At 63.7% G+C, this 19419-nt stretch carries 19 protein-coding genes; 12 read left to right on the top strand and 7 right to left on the bottom strand.

Going from position 1 to position 19419, the window contains the following annotated elements:
* The first annotated feature begins 55 nt into the window (after positions 1-55).
* The 9 genes from NLY36_RS16840 to NLY36_RS16800 all read left to right on the top strand — a co-directional run bounded on the left by NLY36_RS16840 (position 56) and on the right by NLY36_RS16800 (position 9384).
* Positions 56-709, top strand: coding sequence for a Rieske 2Fe-2S domain-containing protein (locus NLY36_RS16840; RefSeq protein WP_023689147.1), 654 nt, complete (start codon positions 56-58; stop codon positions 707-709).
* Positions 706-1551 carry an aromatic ring-hydroxylating oxygenase subunit alpha gene (locus tag NLY36_RS16835; protein ID WP_023689146.1) on the top strand — a complete coding sequence of 282 codons (846 nt, stop codon included), beginning with the start codon at positions 706-708 and terminating at the stop codon, positions 1549-1551. The genes NLY36_RS16840 and NLY36_RS16835 overlap by 4 nt, the downstream gene beginning before the upstream one ends.
* Positions 1548-2207, top strand: a complete 660-nt coding sequence (locus NLY36_RS16830) for a glutathione S-transferase family protein (protein ID WP_023699368.1) — start codon at positions 1548-1550, stop codon at positions 2205-2207. Before NLY36_RS16835 ends, NLY36_RS16830 begins: the two co-directional genes overlap by 4 nt.
* A 1-nt stretch (position 2208) precedes the next feature.
* A complete protein-coding gene (locus NLY36_RS16825; protein WP_023737281.1) occupies positions 2209-3588 on the top strand; it encodes an amidohydrolase in 1380 nt (459 codons plus the stop codon).
* Positions 3589-3614: 26 nt separating this feature from the next.
* The gene (locus tag NLY36_RS16820) at positions 3615-4712 is read left to right on the top strand and encodes a BMP family ABC transporter substrate-binding protein (protein ID WP_196814159.1); all 1098 of its coding nucleotides are present in this window, start codon (positions 3615-3617) and stop codon (positions 4710-4712) included.
* Positions 4713-4715: 3 nt separating this feature from the next.
* On the top strand, positions 4716-6239 hold the full coding sequence (locus NLY36_RS16815; RefSeq protein ID WP_023695007.1) for an ABC transporter ATP-binding protein: 1524 nt from the start codon (positions 4716-4718) through the stop codon (positions 6237-6239).
* On the top strand, positions 6236-7336 hold the full coding sequence (locus tag NLY36_RS16810; RefSeq protein ID WP_023695008.1) for an ABC transporter permease: 1101 nt from the start codon (positions 6236-6238) through the stop codon (positions 7334-7336). The genes NLY36_RS16815 and NLY36_RS16810 overlap by 4 nt, the downstream gene beginning before the upstream one ends.
* Entirely contained in the window at positions 7333-8244 is a 912-nt protein-coding gene (locus NLY36_RS16805) for an ABC transporter permease (protein ID WP_023734807.1), read from the top strand. The genes NLY36_RS16810 and NLY36_RS16805 overlap by 4 nt, the downstream gene beginning before the upstream one ends.
* 546 nt (positions 8245-8790) lie before the next feature.
* On the top strand, positions 8791-9384 hold the full coding sequence (locus NLY36_RS16800) for a hypothetical protein (protein WP_286461242.1): 594 nt from the start codon (positions 8791-8793) through the stop codon (positions 9382-9384).
* 358 nt (positions 9385-9742) lie between these two features.
* Here the strand turns inward: NLY36_RS16800 and NLY36_RS16795 are convergent, their stop codons facing one another.
* Both NLY36_RS16795 and NLY36_RS16790 read right to left on the bottom strand, forming a co-directional pair.
* Complete coding sequence (locus NLY36_RS16795; protein WP_198020870.1) at positions 9743-9940, bottom strand: hypothetical protein; 198 nt, start codon at positions 9938-9940, stop codon at positions 9743-9745.
* 203 nt (positions 9941-10143) lie between these two features.
* A complete protein-coding gene (locus NLY36_RS16790; RefSeq protein WP_031249415.1) occupies positions 10144-11247 on the bottom strand; it encodes a LacI family DNA-binding transcriptional regulator in 1104 nt (367 codons plus the stop codon).
* A 579-nt stretch (positions 11248-11826) separates the two neighbouring features.
* Here NLY36_RS16790 and NLY36_RS16785 point away from each other — a divergent pair.
* The 3 genes from NLY36_RS16785 (at position 11827) to NLY36_RS16775 (ending at position 15481) form a co-directional block, all read left to right on the top strand.
* On the top strand, positions 11827-12789 hold the full coding sequence (locus NLY36_RS16785) for a sugar-binding protein (RefSeq protein WP_023672352.1): 963 nt from the start codon (positions 11827-11829) through the stop codon (positions 12787-12789).
* A gap of 122 nt (positions 12790-12911) precedes the next feature.
* Complete coding sequence (locus tag NLY36_RS16780) at positions 12912-14450, top strand: sugar ABC transporter ATP-binding protein (protein ID WP_023736943.1); 1539 nt, start codon at positions 12912-12914, stop codon at positions 14448-14450.
* Between the two features lie 44 nt (positions 14451-14494).
* Positions 14495-15481, top strand: coding sequence for an ABC transporter permease (locus NLY36_RS16775; RefSeq protein WP_023684050.1), 987 nt, complete (start codon positions 14495-14497; stop codon positions 15479-15481).
* Between the two features lie 2 nt (positions 15482-15483).
* Here the strand turns inward: NLY36_RS16775 and phnN are convergent, their stop codons facing one another.
* The 5 genes from phnN to NLY36_RS16750 form a co-directional block, all read right to left on the bottom strand.
* The gene (gene phnN, locus NLY36_RS16770) at positions 15484-16113 is read right to left on the bottom strand and encodes a phosphonate metabolism protein/1,5-bisphosphokinase (PRPP-forming) PhnN (RefSeq protein WP_023695969.1); all 630 of its coding nucleotides are present in this window, start codon (positions 16111-16113) and stop codon (positions 15484-15486) included.
* A complete protein-coding gene (locus NLY36_RS16765) occupies positions 16110-17264 on the bottom strand; it encodes an alpha-D-ribose 1-methylphosphonate 5-triphosphate diphosphatase (protein WP_023736944.1) in 1155 nt (384 codons plus the stop codon). The genes phnN and NLY36_RS16765 overlap by 4 nt, the downstream gene beginning before the upstream one ends.
* Positions 17265-17299: 35 nt before the next feature.
* Entirely contained in the window at positions 17300-18007 is a 708-nt protein-coding gene (locus tag NLY36_RS16760) for a DUF1045 domain-containing protein (RefSeq protein WP_023687399.1), read from the bottom strand.
* Positions 18008-18161: 154 nt separating this feature from the next.
* On the bottom strand, positions 18162-18974 hold the full coding sequence (iolB, locus tag NLY36_RS16755) for a 5-deoxy-glucuronate isomerase (RefSeq protein ID WP_023736945.1): 813 nt from the start codon (positions 18972-18974) through the stop codon (positions 18162-18164).
* A 192-nt stretch (positions 18975-19166) separates the two neighbouring features.
* Positions 19167-19415, bottom strand: a complete 249-nt coding sequence (locus tag NLY36_RS16750; protein ID WP_023728866.1) for a hypothetical protein — start codon at positions 19413-19415, stop codon at positions 19167-19169.
* Between the last annotated feature and the right edge of the window lie 4 nt (positions 19416-19419).

The following is a 19419-nucleotide window of genomic DNA, read 5'->3' as shown; positions in this document are numbered from 1 at the left end:
TGCGCCGGCATCTCTCTGGTCGGGAAACAGTAGTATCAGTACGGAAAGTAAGGTCATGCTGTCCGACAAGACGGACACCTGGGTGCCGGTCGCCCTTTCCCAGGATCTGCCAACAGGACAGGTAATGCCGGGGCGGACGCCCGCCGGTCCCATTGCCCTCTGGCGAAGCCAATCGGGGCGCTTGGCGGCATCGGCGGATCGCTGTCCGCATCGCGGCATGCGCCTCTCCCATGGCTTCGTGCGCGGCGAGGCGCTCTCCTGCATCTATCACGGCTGGACCTATTCGCAGGCCGGTCAGTGCCTGCGCATTCCTGCCCATCCCAGCCTCACGCCGCCGGAGACGATTCGCGTTGCGACCCGGTTGGTCGAAGAGGCGGGCGGGATCATCTGGGTCGCTGATGGAGAGCCTGACGGCAAGCCACCCCTTTTTGAGGGTTACGTCCCGCTCCGTTCATTGACGGCCCGCGCCGGATGTTCGGCACTCTCGGTCGCTGCCGGTACGAAGGCCACCGTTGAAGGATACGTCTGGCAGGCGCCCGGCGCGCCGGCAATCCGCCTGGTGCCTATCCCGCAGGAAGCCGGCGAGACGCTGATCCACGTCCTTGTTCCAGCCGATTGCGATGCGTCCGAGCGCATCGCCGCCTCGCGAGCCGCCGAGAGCCTTCGGCGCATGGCCGAAGGGATCGAGGCGAAAGGGGCTGTGCCATGATCGACGATGCGATGCGCGACGAATGGTATCCGGTCGGGCTTTTCAGCCGGCTCGACCGCTATGGGCGCGAGACCACCCTGATGGACGAGCCGATCAAGGTTGCGCTCGACGCCGATGGCGCGGCGAAAGTGACAGGCGAAAACGGGCGCGTGCTGCCGGTTTCGGTGCGCTATGGCCATATCTGGTCGTCGCTCGGCGAACCGAAGAAACCGGTCTTCCCAATTCCCGAGGCAGACCAGCCCGGGCGCCGCTTCGTCGATGTCGGCGTGGTGCGGGTGCGCTGCTCGCCGCTCCGCGCCGTCGAGAACTTCCTCGACATCGCACACTTCCCCTTCGTCCATACCGACATCCTCGGCTCGGAGCCGCATACCGAGGTCGAAAACTACAAGGTCGAGATCCGCGAGGAAGAGGACGAGGTCTGGGCGACCCAGGTGAAGTTCTACCAGCCGCAGGCGGCGAAATCCGCGAGCGGAGGTATCACGACGGAATACATGTACCGCGTGCCGGCTCCGACCTGCTCAGTCCTCTACAAGACCTGCCCGCCGCGCCCGGGCGAATGGGATGTCATTACGCTATTCGTCCAACCGCTTGCCGAGGATCTCTGCGACGTCTGGCCGTGGATGGCGCTTTTCGATGACGAGACGCCACAGACCGACCTCATCCATTTCCAGCAGACGATTTTCCTGCAGGACCGCTCGATCCTCGAAAACCAGATCCCGCGTCTTCTGCCGCTCGATCCCGGCATGGAAATCCCGACGCGCGCCGACCTGACCTCGGTCGCCTATCGCCGCTGGCTGAAGCGCCACAATTATACCTACGGCGCGCAATTGGTGGCACAGTGAAGCTTTACGACTACATCCTCTCCCCAAGTTGCTACAAGGTGCGCCTGATGGCGACGCTGTCAGGTGTGAAGCTCGAAATCCGCCCGGTCGACTTCCATCCCGGCGCCGAGCATCGTGGCCCCGAGCTTATGGCGCTTAATCCGGGAGGCTCCATCCCGATCCTTGAAGACGGCGACCTGATCCTGACCGAGTCTTCCGCCATGCTTGGCTATCTCGCCGCGAAGGCAGCACCGGCCTGGCTCGGCAGCGGCGCCCCCGAGGAGACGGCGCGCATCCAGCAATGGCTTTCCTTCTCGCACAGGCTGACCGCCAACCTCGGCGGCGCGCGCCTGCATGAGATGCTGCTGCGTCCCGGTGACATCGGTGCGCTTCAGGCCAATGGCATAGCGGCACTACGTGAGCTGGAAGCCGGCCTCTTCGAACAAAAAATGCGTGGCGACCGGTTTCTCGCTTCCGACCGGCCGACGATTGCCGACATTGCTTGCTTTCCCTACGTCGCGCTCGCGCCCGACGGCGGCGTTTCCCTCGATCCGTATCCCACGATCCGGCTCTGGTCGCGAGCGCTCCGCAGCCTCGACAATTTCATCGAAATGCCCGGTATCCACCGGCTGCACGAGTTGAAGCCCGAACCGCGACCCATGCTGGACGAGGCGTGAGGTGACCGGCTATCTCCTGAAGAATTGCGCAGCGGTCATCACCGACGAGGGCAGGGGTCCGAGCGTCCGGCGCAATGTCGATGTGCTGACGAATGGCCCGCAGATCGAGGCAATCGGGCAAGGCCTGCACAGAAGCGAGTTGCCGGCCGGTACTATCGTGCAGGACGCCGACGGCTGGTTCGTCTATCCCGGCCTCGTCAACACGCACCATCACTTCTTTCAGTGCTTTGTGCGCAACCGTGCCGAACTCGACTGGACGAAGCTGTCGGTCATCGAATGGCTCGACCGGATCTATCCGATCTTCTCCCGGCTCAACGAGGATTGTTTCTACCACGCCTCGATCACGGCGATGGCAGAGTTGATAAAGCACGGTTGCACGACGGCCTTCGACCACCAGTACAATTTTCCGTTCCATGCTGGAAAACGGCTCATCGACCGGCAGTTCGAAGCGGCCGACCTTCTCGGCATGCGTTTCCACGCCGGCCGCGGCGGCAACACGCTGCCAAAATCGGAAGGCTCGACCATTCCAGACGAGATGCTGGAGACCACGGACGAATTCATTGCCGACTGCGCACGGCTAATCGACACTTATCACGACACCAGTCCCTTCAGCATGCGTCAGGTCGCGGTCGCTCCCTGCCAGCCGGTCAACTGCTACCGCGAGACCTTCGTGGAATCGGTTGCGCTGGCGCGTGATCGCGGGGTGCGGATGCACACTCATGTCGGCGAGGGCGAAAGCCCGGTCATCGAGGCCCGCCATGGCATGCGTACGGTGGACTATCTCGAGGACCTCGGATTTGCCGGCCGAGACACTTTCTATGCCCATTGCTGGGAGCTGACGCATGACGAACTGCGGCTGATGGCGGCGAGCGGCACCGGTGTCTCGCATTGCCCGGAGCCGGTCTATCTGGTGGGTGCGGAGGTGACTGATATTCCCGCCATGTCCGCCTTTGGCCTGCGCGTCGGTCTCGGCTGCGACGGTGCTGCCTCGAACGACAATTCCAACCTCATGCACTGCATCCATTCCGCCTACATGCTGCAATGCCTGGCGGCCTCGACGCGCGCTCATCCCGTGCCTGCGCCGGTCGATTTCCTCGGCTATGCGACAACGGGCGGGGCCGCGCTTCTGGGCCGCAATGACATCGGCCGACTGTCGCCCGGCATGGCCGCCGACCTCTTCGCGATCGACACGCGCCGCATGGATTATGTCGGCACGCGCCACGATCCATTGAGCCTGATCGCCAAGGTCGGCATCGGCATGCCCACCGACATGACCATGATCAACGGCCGCATCGTCTGGGAGAAGGGTGCGTTTACCGGGCTGAACGAGGCCCGGCTTGCTGCGGACGCGGAAACCGCTTTTGCCGCGGTGGAATTCTAACAACTTAAGACAGGGGAACTGACATGCTGAACTATCTGACCCGCAGAACTCTGATGAAGGGCCTTGCCGCAACAGGGCTTGCCGGCGCGCTTGGCAGCCGTCCCGCCTTTGCGGCCGACGAGCCGCTCGGTATCACGCTCGTGCTCCCGTCGCCGGTCGGCGATGTCGGCTGGGGCCATGCGCTCGCCGCCGGCCTCGAGCCGGTCAAGGCCGCATACGGCGACAAGGTGAAGATCACCGTCATCGAGAACATCGCCGAAGGGCCGGACGCCGACCGGATCATGAACAAGACCGTCGCCGACGGTAACAAGTTCCTGATCGCCGGCTCATTCGGCTACCAGAATGGTGCACTACAGATCGCCCGCCGCGATCCTGCGGTCACCGTGCTGCATGCCTCCGGCTTCCAGACTGCGCCGAATTTCTCGCCCTTCGCGGCGAAGTATTTCCAGGGCACTTACCTGCTCGGCATAGCCGCCGCAGCTCTTTCCAAGACCGGCAAGGTCGGCTCCGTCTCGGCCTTCGCCATTCCGGAGCTGATCACCTCGATCAACGCATTTACGCTCGGCGCACAGACCGTAAATCCCGATATCGAGGTATCGGTCGTCTGGGTGAACTCCTGGTTCGACCCGGCCAAGGAACAGGAAGCCGCCAAGGCGCTGATGGCACAGAACTGCGACGTGATCTTCTCGAACGCGCAGGACACACCCTCCGTGATCTCGGCCTGCGAGGAGGCTGGCGTCTACGCGTTCAACCTCAATTCGTCGATGAAGAAATATGCACCGAAGAAATATCTCGGCTGCATCGCGACGGACTGGTCGCCCTTCTTCAAGGCTTCCGTGGATGCCCATCTGGCCGGAACCTTCAAGGGCGCCAACACCTTCCTCGGCGTCGCCGAAAAGGTGGTGGAGGTCGTGGACTGGAACTCAGATATCCCAGCCGACACGATGACGAAGATCAAGGAAGTGGCGGCGAAGATCGCCGACGGCAGCTTCTCGCCCTTCACAGGTCCAATCACCAAGGCCGACGGCAGCGAAGCCGCCGCCGCCGGTGCGACGATAGCGGATCCCGAGATCGTCGCGATGGACTGGCACGTCAAGGGTGTCACCACACCACTGCCGAAGTAAGTCATGACCCCGCCCCTTCTGTCGCTCCGCGGCATCTCGAAGAGCTACGGCCAGATCCGGGCCAACCAAGCCATCGATCTGGACGTGGCGCACCAATCGATCCATGCGATTCTCGGGGAGAATGGGGCGGGCAAATCGACGCTGATGAAGCTCATCTATGGCGTTGAACAGCCGGACGAAGGCACCGTCGTCTGGAACGGAGAGCCTCTGCGCCTTGCCTCGCCCGCTGAGGCACGGCGCAGGGGCATCGGCATGGTCTTTCAGCATTTCTCGCTGTTCGAGACGCTGACTGTCGTCGAGAACATCCAGCTCGTCGTCCCCGGCGGCAAGGCGGAGCTGGCGGGGCGCATCCGCAGCCTCGGCCAGGATTTTGGCCTTGAAGTAGATCCTCTCGCCGATGTGCACGCGCTCTCGGTCGGCGAACGGCAGCGGGTGGAGATCATCCGCTGCCTGATGACGGACCCGAAGCTGCTCATTCTCGACGAGCCGACCTCGGTCTTGCCGCCGCAGGCGGTGAAGAAGTTGTTCGACACGCTCAGGCGCCTTCGCGACCGCGGCGTGTCCATCCTGTTCATCTCGCACAAACTGGAGGAAATTCGCACGATCTGTGACCAGGCGACCGTCCTGCGTGGAGGGCGCGTTATCGGCACCGTCGACCCACGCGACTATGATGCGCACGACCTCGCCCGGATGATGATCGGCCGCGACATGCCCGAGGTGATGCCCGCGTTGGCCATGCCCGAGGGGGAGAAGCGGCTGGAAATAATCGGCATGGACTACACGCCGGACGACCCCTTTGCCACGCCGCTCTCCGGCATCAGCCTCACGGTACGATCAGGCGAGATCCTTGGCATAGCCGGAATATCGGGCAATGGCCAAGGCGAGCTTGCCGCGCTCATCTCGGGCGAAGCGATGCTGCTGAAGGAACAACGCGACCGGATTTACATGATGGGCCGCGACGTAGGCACACTCGATGCGGCCGCGCGCAGGAGATTTGGCTTCGCCTTCGTGCCCGAAGACCGGCTGGGACGCGGCGCGGTCCCTGAAATGTCGCTCGTGCTCAACACCGTTCTTACCGCCCATCCTTTCGATCTCGTGAGGCGCGGCCTCATCAACAGCGCCGGAGCGACGGCTTTCACCAGCGAATGCATCCGTCGGTACGACGTCCGCGCCTCCGGCCCGGATGCCGAAGCGGGCTCGCTGTCCGGCGGCAACTTGCAGAAATTCATCGTCGGTCGCGAGATGATGCTGTCGCCAAAACTGCTTTTCGTGGCGCAGCCGACCTGGGGTGTAGACATTGGCGCTGCATCCGCCATCAGAAGGCGGCTCATCGCGTTGCGCAACCTGGGCGTGGCGATCCTCGTAATTTCCGAGGAACTCGAGGAACTTTTCGAACTCTGCGATTTCATCCAGGTGCTGCATCATGGAATGCTGAGTCCGCCTCTGGTCACGCGGGACACGCGCCCCGAAGACATCGGCAGATACATGATCGGAGCACATGCCTCGCCAGAGAAGGTTCCTGCATGAGCGTTTGGGCCGCGACGTTCCTCCCCGCGCTCGTCCGCCGGGAGCATGCCTCGCTCGTCGCGGCCATGCTGGCCCCGGCTGTCGCGCTTGGCATGGCGATCATCCTCAATCTGGGCCTTTATGTGCTGATAGGCCGAGATCCGGCGGCCGTCCTGTACGCGATGCTTCTCGAGCCGTTCCTCTCCTGGGCATCGTTTGCGGAGGTGCTGCTGAAGGCGGGGCCTCTTCTCCTCATTGCTCAGGGGCTGGCGATCGGTTTCCGCGCAAAAGTGTTCAACATCGGCGCGGAGGGCCAGTTTATCCTGGGCGCTATTTTCGCCTCGGCGATCCCCGTCTGGTTTCCGCAGGCGACCGGGCAGTGGATCTGGCCGCTGATGCTGCTTCTCGGTGCCCTCGGCGGTGCACTTTGGGCATCTATCACCGCCTTCTGGCGCGTCAGGCTCAATGCGAACGAGATCCTGGTCTCCCTGATGCTGAGCCTCGTTGCGGCGCAAGTCCTCAACTACTTGCTGCTCGGCCCATGGAAGGACCCGGCCGGCTTCAATTTCCCACAATCCGTCATGTTTCAGAACGACGCGATGGTGCCGACCCTGATCACCGGTACCCGCGTCAACGTCTCGCTGCTCATCACACTTGCGCTCTCGCTGGTGGCCTGGGTTTTCATGCAGCGAAGCTTCATGGGGTATAAGCTCAAGGTCGGCGGCCTTGCCCCGCGCGCGGCCGGTTACGCCGGCTTCAGCGAAGGGCGTGCGATTTGGCTGTCGCTTCTGATCGGTGGCATGGCGGCGGGACTGGCAGGCGCGGCGGAAGTCGCGGGTCCGCTCGGCCAGCTGCAGCGCTCGATCTCGACCGGCTACGGTTATGCGGCCATCATTGTCGCCTATCTCGGCGGCTTGCATCCAGTCGGCATCATCTTTTCCGCGCTCTTTATGGCTGTCCTCTATATCGGCGGCGACAATGCGATGGTGTCGGCAAACCTGCCGATCGCCGCCGTCCGCGTCTTCCAAGGCAGCTTGCTGCTCGCCTATCTCGGCGCTGTGGCCTTCGTGCGCTACCGCATCGAGTGGCGCCGCCCCCATCACCTGAGCCAGCCATGAACGCCGTCGAGTTCATTATTTCGGGCATGCTCGCAGCGGCAACCCCCTTTCTCCTTGCCGCACTCGGCGAGTTGGTGGTCGAGCGCGCCGGTGTTCTTAACCTCGGCGTAGAGGGCCTGATGGCCCTCGGCGCGGTGCTCGCGTTCATCGTCGTCTACCACGGCGGTGGACACCTGCTGGGGTTCGTTGCCGCCGGCCTCGGTAGCGCCGTCCTGTCCCTCGTCTTTGCAGTGCTGGCACTCGGATTCCGGGCAAACCAGGTCGCGACAGGCCTTGCGATCGGCATTCTCGGCCAAGGCCTTTCGGCGCTGTTCGGCAAAAGCTACGAGAGCTTGACGGTGAAGGGGCTCCCGAAACTTGTCTTTCCCGGCCTCTCGGAAATCCCGGTAGTCGGCAGGCTGTTTGTCCAGGACGTCGTCGTATGGCTTTCCCTTGCCGTGACGTTTGCGATCTGGGCGATGTTTGCCTATACGAGAGTCGGCCTTGTCGTGAGGGCAATCGGCGAGAATCCCAAGGCAGCCCACGCCATCGGCTATCCGGTCATCGCTATCCGTGTCGCGGCCATAGCTTTTGGTGGCATGATGGCGGGTTTTGCCGGCGCCTATGCGGCGGCGGTGTACACGCCCCTTTGGGCGGACGGTATGATTGCCGGACGTGGCTGGATCGCGATCGCACTCGTTGTCTTTGGTACGTGGCTCGCTGGCCGCATCTTCCTGGGTGCCTGCCTCTTCGGCGCGGTTTCGCTGATGAGCCTCGCCGCCCAGGCGACCGGTCTGGACTTGCCATCGCAACTGCTTTCCAGCCTTCCCTATCTCGTTACGATCGTCGTGCTCGGTGTCATCTCGGCGGACCGCCGCTTGCTCAGGCTGAACGGTGTCGCCTCGCTTGGCGAACCCTTCGAACGTTAGCCGGGATGAAAGTGGATTTGCGAAACTCGGCGTAAGTTGAAGAGATTCGAAACGCCAGCGGACGATCGGCATCCGATCCAAAGGGCAGAAACGCCAAACGGGGCGAAGGTATGCCCGCAAGGGTAGCGCTGACGCCGTCGACTGCGAGCAGCGGAACGATGTGACGCACAACGCGCCCGACATCGGTGGAGATCGTCGCGGGTTTCTTGGGTCGTCCCCTTTTCTGCAGTACGAGCCCCATTCTCGAGGTCCATTCTCCACCGCAGCCTAGCGAAGCGGCGTCGCAAGATGGCCTGAGGCATGCGCCCGGCAAATTCCCGCATGCGAGCACTCGTCCTGCCTGTCTAAGGTTCCGAGTCTAACCGCAAATCCTCGATTTTTTCCGCCAATTCCAAAATATATATTCCGATCGCCGCAAGAAGCCATAACAACGATTTCCAATACTACCTATTCTCGCAGAAACTAAAAACGCTACACTCGCGTAATCATATTGGTAACGGATGCTGTTCAACCTGCGTACAGGCAACCAACACGGGGAGCGTCATTATGGATTTCTTTAAAAGTTTAACAAAGGCCTTGGCCGGTGGCGCTGTTGCCGTGGCTTTGTGCTTTCCGGCTGGCGCGGGCGGGCTCAGTGTGGGCATCGGCGGCAGCGGTGGGGTGGGCGTCTCGGTCGGCGGCAGTGGCGGCGGGCTTGGCGTCGGCGTCTCGGTCGGCGGCAGCAAGGGCGCCAATGTCGGCGCAACGGTCGGCGGCACCAGCGGCACCACCGCCAGTGTCGGCGCTACGGTTGGCGGCACCAGCGGCGTTGCGGCCGGCGTCGGCGCATCGGTGGGCACGGGCGTCGGGGTCGGGGTCGGCGCAACCGTCGGCAGCGGTGTCGGGGTCGGCGCCGGTGTCGGGGTGGGCAATGGGGTGACGGCCGGGGTCGGGGTCGGCATTGGCGCACCGACCGCGCCCACCAGCCCTCGGGATCCCAACACGCCGGCGGTGCCGACGCGACCGGCGGTGGTTGCCATCAGCGCCATGTCGGCCGGCCAGATCGCCAAGATGAAGAAACGCTGCGCCAGCGTGCTCAGCGGCAAGGGCACCTACGACCGGGACCTGAAGGAGCTCTGCCGGATATTGGCGCGGCGCTGAGTACCGCAACATCGCATGTGCCGTGGGGCATCAGTCTCTCAGCCAGCCCCAATGCCGCAAGGTGGCGGGCATTCTTAGGGAGAGAGCTTTGCCGAGCGGTTCAGCGTTTCGCGGAAAGGCGGAACCGGTCAGGCTGTGCGCTTTCATCGGCGGCATTCTGCATGGCTTGGTCGCCGAGCCGAAGGAAGCGCGCCGCCCGGTTGCGGCCTTAATCTGACCTCTGCCGTCCGTCCGGTCACCCATTTGGGCCGGCTCGAAGATTCGCCTCTGGCCTTTTGTATCACCCGCTCTAGCTGCTTTGTGTTAGGCTCGTCATGTTAGCCTTGTCTTGCTGATGGAGGTTTTGATGGATCGGCGATCATTCTTGACAGCATTGTTTGGCGTTGCGGGGGCCGCGGCGCTTGCTACCGCGGTTCGGCCTCTCGAGGCCGTGGCCGGGGTTCCCAATGTCGGTAACGGCATTCTCGATGAACTCGACAAGCAGGATGCCAATTCGTTTGATGACGACGAAGGCGTTGGCGATGTTGAGCAGATCTCGCATCGGCGATGGCACCATCGTCGCCACCACAGGCGGCATGTCTGGAGACGGCACTGCCGCACGTTCTGGCGGCATGGCCGGCTGCGCCGGCGCTGCTATCGCAGGCGCTCCTTTGTCGTCTTGCGGTTCTAACCGCGGCACGTTCCCGGATAGTCCCTGCCCTGAGGCACAACCACCAAACAGACCCATCCCGATTTGCATCGGGATGGGTTGGTTCAGCTTTATCCAGCCACAGCTGCCACCGACTCCCGCTCGACCAGCGGGCATTCCAGCTTGGTAATGGGATAGCGGCCGCGGCCGGCAGGCGGCGGCACTTCGAGCTGTTCGATCGCCCATTGGCCCATCGCCATATGCGGCAGGATCGATGTCGTCAGCGGCGGGAACAGGTGACGGGCGATCTCCTCGTCGTCATAGCCGACGACGGAGATGTCCTGCGGGATGTGCAGGCCCGCCTCCTTCAGCGCTTCGTAACAGCCGATGGCCGTGCGGTCGTTCTGGCAGAAGATAGCGGTCGGACGCTCTTTCAGCGCCAAAAGCTTCACGGTCGCCGCGTAGCCGGCGCTCGCCGACCAGTCGCCCTCGACCACCAGTTCGGGATCGAACGGGATGTCGGCGGTGGCGAGCGCCCTGCGGTAGCCTTTCAGCCGGTCCTGCGCGGCCTGCATCCACGGCTCGCCGGTGATGGTGGCGATGCGGCGGTGGCCGTGGCCGATCAGATGCCGGGTCGAGTTCTGGCCGCCGGCGATCTCGGACGGCACCACGGCCGGGAAGGCATAATCGGCCGTGTAGCAGTTGAGCAGGATGACCGGGATGTCGAGGCCGTAGAGGAAGTCCGGTGCCGTGATCTCGCGGGTGAAGATGGTCATGTAGATCAGCGCCGAGATGCCGCGCCTGGTGAGCGCCGCAATGGCGCGCGGCTCCATGACGGCGTCGCCCATGGTCTGCGCCACGAGCAACACATTGCCGGCGTTCCACGATGCCTGGCGCGCGCCCTCGATGGCGACAACGGCTTCCGGGCTTGTCGCCAGCTGGTCGACAGCGAAACCGATGACACCGTCAAGTCCATCGAAGGCGGGAACAGGTTTGCGCAGCGCCGAGAAGGCGGGTGCTGCGTAGCCGAGCGCACGCGCGGCGTCGATCACCCGCTCGCGCGTCTGCTGCGACAGCCGGATGCCGGGCGAATCGTTGAGCACGAAGGAGACGGTCGCCTGCGAGCACCCGGCTGCCCTGGCGATGTCGGTCATGGTGACGCGGCCGCCCTTGGCGGCTCTCGCCGGCGCCTTGCGCCGCTTCGCCGTGTCGTCCGGATCCCTCGTCTCGCTCATGGCATTGCGTCCCAATCCCCAGCCTGTCTAGTCGCAAGCCTGCCACACCGACAAGATGGTGTCGCGCCGTCGACCAATGGAAATAGTCGAAGGCGTTTATCTTTATTAGCAGCTTTGAAGTTCGCCGCCATGCCACTTCGGGCCGCGTGAAATTTGAGGACTGCAAGGCATCTGCTTGCGCGAAGCCGTGCTGCACCTGTTCGGGAAAACTAGACCTAGGGCCACCGCCGAGTGTCCGCGCGAGACCTCTGCTAATAGTGTTTACTAATACAAAACGACGCTGTAACGTCAATCCGCCGTGTCCGGTCAGGTGGGACCCGTGCGGCGAGAAGTGCACGTGAATGGCCCGATGGCGAGCGGGGTTTGCCTCCGCAAGCGTGGTCTCGGACATGTGATATGTCAGACAAATCAGACTATTTACGAGCACGGGATGAGTCTCTAAAGTCCGTGATCGCGACCGACGACGCCATTCTTCAGCGCCGGGAACCCCTGAGGAGGAGGGCGTCCAAATCGCGAGCGGCAAGTCAGTGAATTCAGATCGGTTCAGTCCGACGACTGAGCCAAAACGGGAGGTTGAACATGAAATCCTTGATACGACATGCATCCGTGGCCACCGCAGCCCTGCTGCTTGGCCTGACCGCGACAGCCATTGCGCGCGCCGACGACAAGCCGACGCTTGCCTTCGTCGTCAACGGCGCTTCTGATTTCTGGAAGGCCGCCGAAGCCGGCGTCAAGAAGGCGCAGGCCGAATTGCCCGACTACAATCTCGAACTCAAGTATCCCGAGCAGTCCTCGGTCGCCATCCAGCAGCGGCTGATGGACGATCTGGTGACCGCCGGCGTCAAGGGCATCATGGTCTCGGCCGTCGACCCCAAGACCTCGACCGACGGCCTGAACAAGATCGCGTCGGAAACGGCGCTGTTCACCACCGACTCCGATGCCCCGCAGACCAAGCGCGTCGCCTATATCGGCTCGTCCAATGTCGACGCCGGCAAGCAGGCGGCCGAGATCGCCAAGAAAGCGATGCCGGACGGCGGCAAGTGCCTCGGCTTCGTCGGCCTGCTCGGCGCCGACAATGCCAAGGAACGCATCCAGGGCATGAAGGACGGCCTCGCCGGCAGCAAGATCGAACTGGTGGACGTGCGCGGCGACGACATCGACCAGGCGCGCGCCAAGAAGAATGTCGAGGACGCGCTGGTCGCCAGCCCCGACATCACCTGCATGGTCGGCTTCTATTCCTACAACACGCCGCGCATCTATGAAGCGCTGCGCGACGCCGGCAAGCTCGGCTCGATCACCGTCGTCGGCTTCGATGACGATCCGATCACGCTGGGCGGCGTCAAGGAAGGCACCGTGGCGGCGACCGTCGTGCAGCAGCCCTTCGAGTGGGCCTATCAGGGCATGAAGCTGATGGCCGCCTATCTCAAGGGCGACAAATCAGGCATTCCGGAAGGCGGCCTGATCATCATCCCGACCAAGATCATCGGTAAGGACGATGTCGACACCTATGCCGCCAATCTGAAGGCGATGTCCGGAAACTGAGACCACGAGCAGTTGCGCCGGCTCAGGGTTCGCCTTGAGCCGGCGATCGTGTTGACGGGCCGGCCAAGGCCCGTCAGTCTGTAGCCCACCGGCTGCTGGCAAGCCTGATCAAATATGGCGTGATGAATTATTCCGACCCATCCATCGTCGCAACCACCCCGTTCCTCGGCCTCGAGAACGTGCGCAAGACCTATCCGGGCGTGGTGGCGCTGGACGGCTTTTCCATGGAAGTCAGGCCGGGCGAGGTGATCGGCCTGGTCGGCGAAAACGGCGCCGGCAAGTCGACCTTGATGAAGATCCTCGGCGGCGTCACCAGGCCGGACAGCGGCGCCATCACCGTCGACGGCGTTGCGCATGACGCGCTCACCGTCGAAGGCAGCCTGGGGTCGGGCATCGCCTTCGTCCACCAGGAACTCAATCTGTTCGAAAACCTCGATGTTGCCGCCAATATCTTCTTCGGCCGCGAGCCGTTGCGCGGCGGGCCGCTGAGATTGGTCGACCGCGCCAAGCTGCGCGAAATGGTGGCGCCACTGCTGAAGCGCGTCGGCGCCAATTTCTCCGCCGATATGCCGGTTGCCTCGCTGTCGCTGGCGCAGCAGCAGATGGTCGAGATCGCCAAGGCACTGTCGATCAAGGCGCGGCTGGTGATCCTCGACGAGCCGACGTCGAGCCTGCCGCTCGCCGAAACCGACAAGCTGCTCGACGTCATCAAGGCGCTGAAGGCCGATGGCATCAGCGTCATCTTCATTTCGCACCGGCTGCATGAGGTCGAGCGCGTCGCCGACCGCGTCGTGGTGCTGCGCGACGGCATGCTGGCTGGCACCTTGCCGAAGAGCGCCATCAACCACGACCAGATGGTCAAGCTGATGATCGGCCGCATGCTGAAGGAGCGCGAGAAGGCCTCCGAGGCGGCTCGGGCGCCGGGCGCCACGGCTCTCTCGGCCAAAGCCATCCGCACCCCCGCCTACCCTGCCCGGCCGGTCGACCTTGACATCAGGCGCGGTGAAATCCTCGGCCTCGCCGGCCTTGTCGGCTCCGGCCGCACCGAACTGGCGCGGGTGTTCTTCGGCATAGACAGCACGCTTGGCGGTGGGCTCGAACTCGACGGCAAGCCGCTTGTGCTGGGTTCGGCGGCCGATGCGGTCGCGCATGGCATTTTCCTGGTTCCGGAAGACCGCAAGCTGACCGGCATTTTGCTTGACCTGTCGATCGCGCAGAACATCTCGCTGCCCAACCTGCCGGCGCATGCGAAGCGTCGACTGGTGTCGGCAAGCGCCGAGACCGCCACCGCCGAGAAGCAGAAGAGCAATCTCGGCATCAAGGCGCCGTCGGTGCAGACGCGAACCGGCACGCTGTCGGGCGGCAACCAGCAGAAGGTGGTGCTGGGCAAATGGCTGGCGATGAACCCGAAGGTGATGATCCTCGATGAGCCTACGCGCGGCATCGATATCGGCGCCAAGGCCGAGATTTACGGGCTGATGCGAGCCTTGGCCGATGCCGGCGTCGCCGTGCTGATGATCTCCAGCGACATGGAAGAGGTGATCGGCGTGTCCGACCGCATCGCCGTCATGCATGAGGGCCAGATCTCGGGCATTCTCGACAAGGAACAATTCAGCCAGGAAAACGTGCTGTTGCTGGCGGTCGGCAAGCCGGCAAACTAGCGGGCTTCAGGCGATTGCCGGTCCGGCGCATTGGGGAGAAGATGATGAGCAAAAAAGATCTCGGCCTGCTGATCCTGATCCTGGTGGTCGGCGCCGTGGTGACCGCCATCAACCCGCGCTTCCTTTTACCGATCAACCTCGCCAACACCTCGAACCTGATCGGCCTGTTCGGGATCCTCGCCATCGGCCAGGCCTTCGTCATCATCACCGGCGGCATCGAATTGTCGGTGGGATCGCTGGTGGCGCTGCTCGGCACGCTGTTCATCGATTTCATCGCCGTGCGCGACATGCCATGGCCGGTGGCGCTGCCGCTGATCCTGGTGCTGGGCGGCATCATCGGGCTGGCGCATGGCTGGCTGATCACAAGGCTGAAATTGCAGCCCTTCGTGGTGACGCTGTGCGGCCTTTTGATCTATCGCGGGGTCGCCCGTTTCTATACCGCCGACGGCACCGCCGGCTTCGCCTTCGGCCAGAATTTTCCCGAGCTCGAATTCCTCACTGCGGGCCGCAGCTATGGCGTGCCCAACAGCTTCATCGCACTGATCGTCATTTCGATCGTCATGTGGGTGGTGCTGCACCGCTCGGTGTTCGGACGCTACCTCTATGCCATCGGCAAGAACGAAGAGGCGGCGAAATATTCAGGAATTCGCACCGGCCGTGTCGTCATGGCCGCCTATGTCATCTGCGGCGTGCTGACGGCGCTGTCGGCGATCTATTTCGCCATGTACACGCGCTCGATCTCGCCGGCCAGCCACGGCCAGTTCTACGAACTCTACGCCATTGCCGCCGCCGTTCTCGGCGGCTTCTCGCTGCGCGGCGGCGAAGGCTCGCTGGTCGGCGTCATCCTGGGCACCGTGCTGCTGCAGGAGTTGCAGAACCTGGTCAATCTGCTCGGCATCCCGTCCTCGCTCAACTTCGCGGTGATGGGCGGCGTGATCCTGATCGGCGTGCTGGTCGACCAGCAATGGGGCGTGTTCCGCGCAAGGCGGCTGATGCTCGATGCCAGCCGCAAGACTGTCGCGGCCGAGTAGCGCTACATCACGCCGGAGATATCCGAGAAGGCCATCGCCTTGCGCAGCACCTCGGCGAAGCGTTCTCCGGCGGCTTCGCGCTGGCCGCCGTTGTCGATGGAGGTGACACCGGGTCCGGACAAAGCGACATTGGCGCTGCGGGCGAGCCGAGCCAGCACTTCGCCGCGCGATTCGCGGCCGCGCTGGGCGAGACGCTCGGCGAGGATTTCCGGCGAAGCGGTGATCTCGACGACAGCCAGATTGGCATAGCGCTCCCGCAGCACCGGGATGACTGCGCGCGAGACATTGGCCACGGCGACATGGCCATTGGCTATCGACCAGTCGACATCGGCCGGGATGCCATAGCGCAGGCCGTGCGCCTCCCAGGAAATGGCGAAAGCGCCGTCGGCCTGGGCCTCGGCAAAGGCGGCGTCGGCCAGCGTGTCGTGATCCTCGCTTGCGGCGTCGCTCGGCCTGGTGATGACCCGGCGGACGAACTCCAGCTTCGTCTCGTCGGCAAACAAGGTGCGGGCATAGCCGATTACCGTATCCTTGCCGGCGCCGCTCGGGCCGACGACGGCGACGAAGACGCCGTTGCGGACCGGAAAGGCCTCGCTGGTCAGTTCGCGCTCGATCGACGCCGAGACCATCAGGCGACCCGCCGCCCTTGGCGCCAGACGGTGCGCACGACCGGCACATGGTCGTCGACGCGCACCCGCACGAGGTCGGCGCGGCGGCCCTGTTCGATGACGCCGCGGTCGTTGAGGCCGATGGCCTCGGCCGGGTTCTTCGACACCATCGCGACCGCCTGCGGCAAGGAGATGCCCTCGACGACGTCGCCGAGGAAGAAGGCCGACTGGATCAGGCTGAAAGGGATATAGTCGGACGACAATATGTCGAGCAGGCCGTCGCCGGCCAGCGTGCGGGCCGAGACATTGCCCGAATGCGAGGAGCCGCGCATGACGTTGGGCGCGCCCATCAGCACGCCGAGCCCGGCATCCTTCGAGGCCTTGGCGGCTTCCAGCGTGGTCGGGAATTCCGCGACGCGCACGCCCTGCTCGATCGCTTCGTCGACATGGCCCGATGTGGCGTCGTCATGGCTTGCCAGCACAATGCCCCGCTCGTTGCAGGCGGCTGATATCGCCACCCGGTTCGGTCCCGAATTCTTCGCTGATTCCGACATCCGCTTTTCGCAGAACAATTGGAAGTCGCGATCGGTCAATTTCAGCTTGCGCTGATAGTAATGGGCGTAGGTCTCGAGATTGACGAACTGACGCTGTCCCGGCGCATGGTCCATCAGCGAGGCCAGCTTGACCCGCCCGTCGCCATCGAAATTGGCGAAAGCCCGCAAGCAATCCGGCGCCGAGACCTCGCAGCGCAGGTGCAGGAAATGGTCGGCCCGCAACCGGTCTTTCGCGACGCTGTCCTCGATCGCGCCGGCGAGCTTGCGGATGTCGTCGGAGGTAATATCCGCGTCCTCGTCCATGCCGACACGCAAAGCGTCGAGCACGGTGGTGATGCCGGCGGTGGCCACCTGCGCGTCATGGGCAAGGACGGCGGCGATCGGGTTCCAGCGCACTTTCGGGCGCGGCGCATAGTGGCCTTCGAGATGGTCAGTGTGCAGCTCGACCAGGCCGGGAATGATGTAGTCGCCGCCCATGTCCTCGCCGCCCATGCTCCCGCCGATTTGGCCGGTGCCGGCGTCGATGCCGGAGATAAAACCGTCGCGCAGCACGAGCGACCCTTCGACGATCTCGTCGGCAAGCACGATGCGGGCGTTGTGGAGAACGGTTTCGGCGGTCATTTCAGGCAGTCCTTGCTTACTCGGACGAATTGTGGTCAGGCAGTTTTTCGGGCAGCCCGGCGGCCGAGCGCATGATGCGAAAGCACCATGAACGGAGCGCCCGGTTCGGTTTCGACGAACAGCGTCAGCGCATCCACCAGCACCGGCTGCTGCAGCACATCGGCGAACAGGCTGTCAATTGCCGCGCGCAGACGTTGGCTTTCCTGCGGCCCGGCCCGGCCGGACAGTGTCATGTGGAAGCGAAAGGTCTCAAACACATAGGGATAGCCCCACTGGCAGAGATTGCGGAACTCGGCCGGCTTCAGCGAATCCGGGCTGCGCCGCTCGATCTCGGCCTCGGTGAGCGGCGCGCGAAAACGGTCGAAGCTAAGCACGACATCATCGGCGAAACGGTTGAGCGGCGGCAGCGGGCCTTCCGGCAGCAAAGCGAAGAAACCATCGATCTGGCTGACGACCAGGCGCGGGATGGTGACCGTCGGCATTGCTTCGGCAAAGGCGTCCAGCGCCGCGCGCAACGAGCTTTCGGTTTCGTTGGCGGCCAACCGGAAGGGCGCTTTCAGCGTCGCATGAAAACCGTAGCGCCGCGCCGATGCGGTGTGAAAGGCGACTTCGGCCGCCGACAGCTCGCCCACCGCCTCGACCGGCCTCGCGGCGGCGCCAAAGGGGTCGCGGCCCAGCCAGTTGGCGGCGATCCGCGCCAACGGCTCGTCCTGCCTTGGGGTGAAATAGATGGCGTAGCGCATCGAAAAAAATCCTCGTCAGCCCGCTGCCATAGGTGATTTCCATGACGGATTGACGAAGCTTATGCGGGTTTTCGAAGGCAAATCGACCCCATGGATCGTTAGCCGACGATTTTTTGCTGCTGGACCAACCGCTTCCGGCGCAAGCGAAGGCCGATCAGGCCTTCGTCAGCCACTCGTGCTCGGGCGCGTTGTGGAACTTCCACGTCCGCTTCGGCCCGGCCATGACGTTGAGGTAATAGAGGTCGTAGCCGTGGCAGGCGGCGCAGGGGTGATAGCCCTTGGGCACCAGCACAACATCGCCGTCCTCGATCGCCATGGCTTCGTCCAGCTCGCGGGCGCCGGTCTTGTCGGCGTCGGTGTAGACGCGCTGGAAGGCAAAACCCTGCGGCGGGTTGAGGCGGTGGTAGTAGGTTTCCTCGAGATAGGATTCGGCAGGCAGATTGTCCTGGTCGTGCTTGTGCGGCGGGTAGCTCGATGTGTGGCTGCCGGGCGTGATGACCTCGACCACCAGCAGCGAGTCGGCCGGCTTACCCTCGGGCAATATGTTGGTGACGTAGCGCGTGTTGGTGCCTTTGCCACGCACTTCCTGACCGAGGTCGTCCGGGACGATGACGCGCACCGGGAGGCCGCCGCCAAGGCCCGGCGCCGAGCAGACCGCGAGCTCGAGATCGGTGTCGGCGGTGACCGACCAATCCGACCCCTCAGGAATATAGACCGACCACGGCTTGCCCTCGAAGGGCGACATGCGCTCGCCGAGCAGGCCGAGTTCCTGGCCGCCGGCCCTTGCCGTGCCCTTGCCGGTGACGAACACCAGGCAGACTTCGCGATCCCGCGTCTTGCCGGATGCGGTCGCGCCCGGCTTCAGCCGGTGCAGGTCGAAGCCGACATAGGTCCATCCGGCGCTGTTGGGCGTGACATGGGCGACGCGGCCATGGCCCTTGTCGGCTTTGACGAGCAGTTTCGACATGTTTTGTCTCTCCTATCGCATGTCTTCGAGGTCGGCCTCTCAACTTCGTCATCCTAGGGCGAAGCAGGAGCGAAGCTCCGTCGCGAAGACCCTAGGATGACGAAGCGAGGGACGTTCCGGCCAATCATCGACGTAGGCGATACGCCAGGTGTCCAGTGTCCGACCCGCAAGCCCTTCCGAGCCACGGCCGCTTCATTCCTTCGGTCCGGCGTCCGCCTTCGCTTCGCCGGTCTTCGGTCGATCAGGCGCAGCCTTGCTCTCCTCCACCGGCTTGTAAAGATAGAAGAACTGCCAGACGGCGTAGGCGGCAAAGCCGAGCGCAATGATGCCCCAGAATGGGGTGCCGGAGGCGAATTCTATTCCGGCCCAGATCACGCAGACGGCGACGACGGCAACGCGCCGCCACAGCGGCCGGAAGAACGGGTGCTCGTAATCCTTCATCGGA

This window comes from Mesorhizobium sp. C399B (assembly GCF_030323185.1).
Taxonomy (GTDB): Bacteria; Pseudomonadota; Alphaproteobacteria; order Rhizobiales; family Rhizobiaceae; genus Mesorhizobium.
Note: the sequence above shows the minus strand (reverse complement) of the source record. Positions and strands in the feature narration are given on the sequence as shown.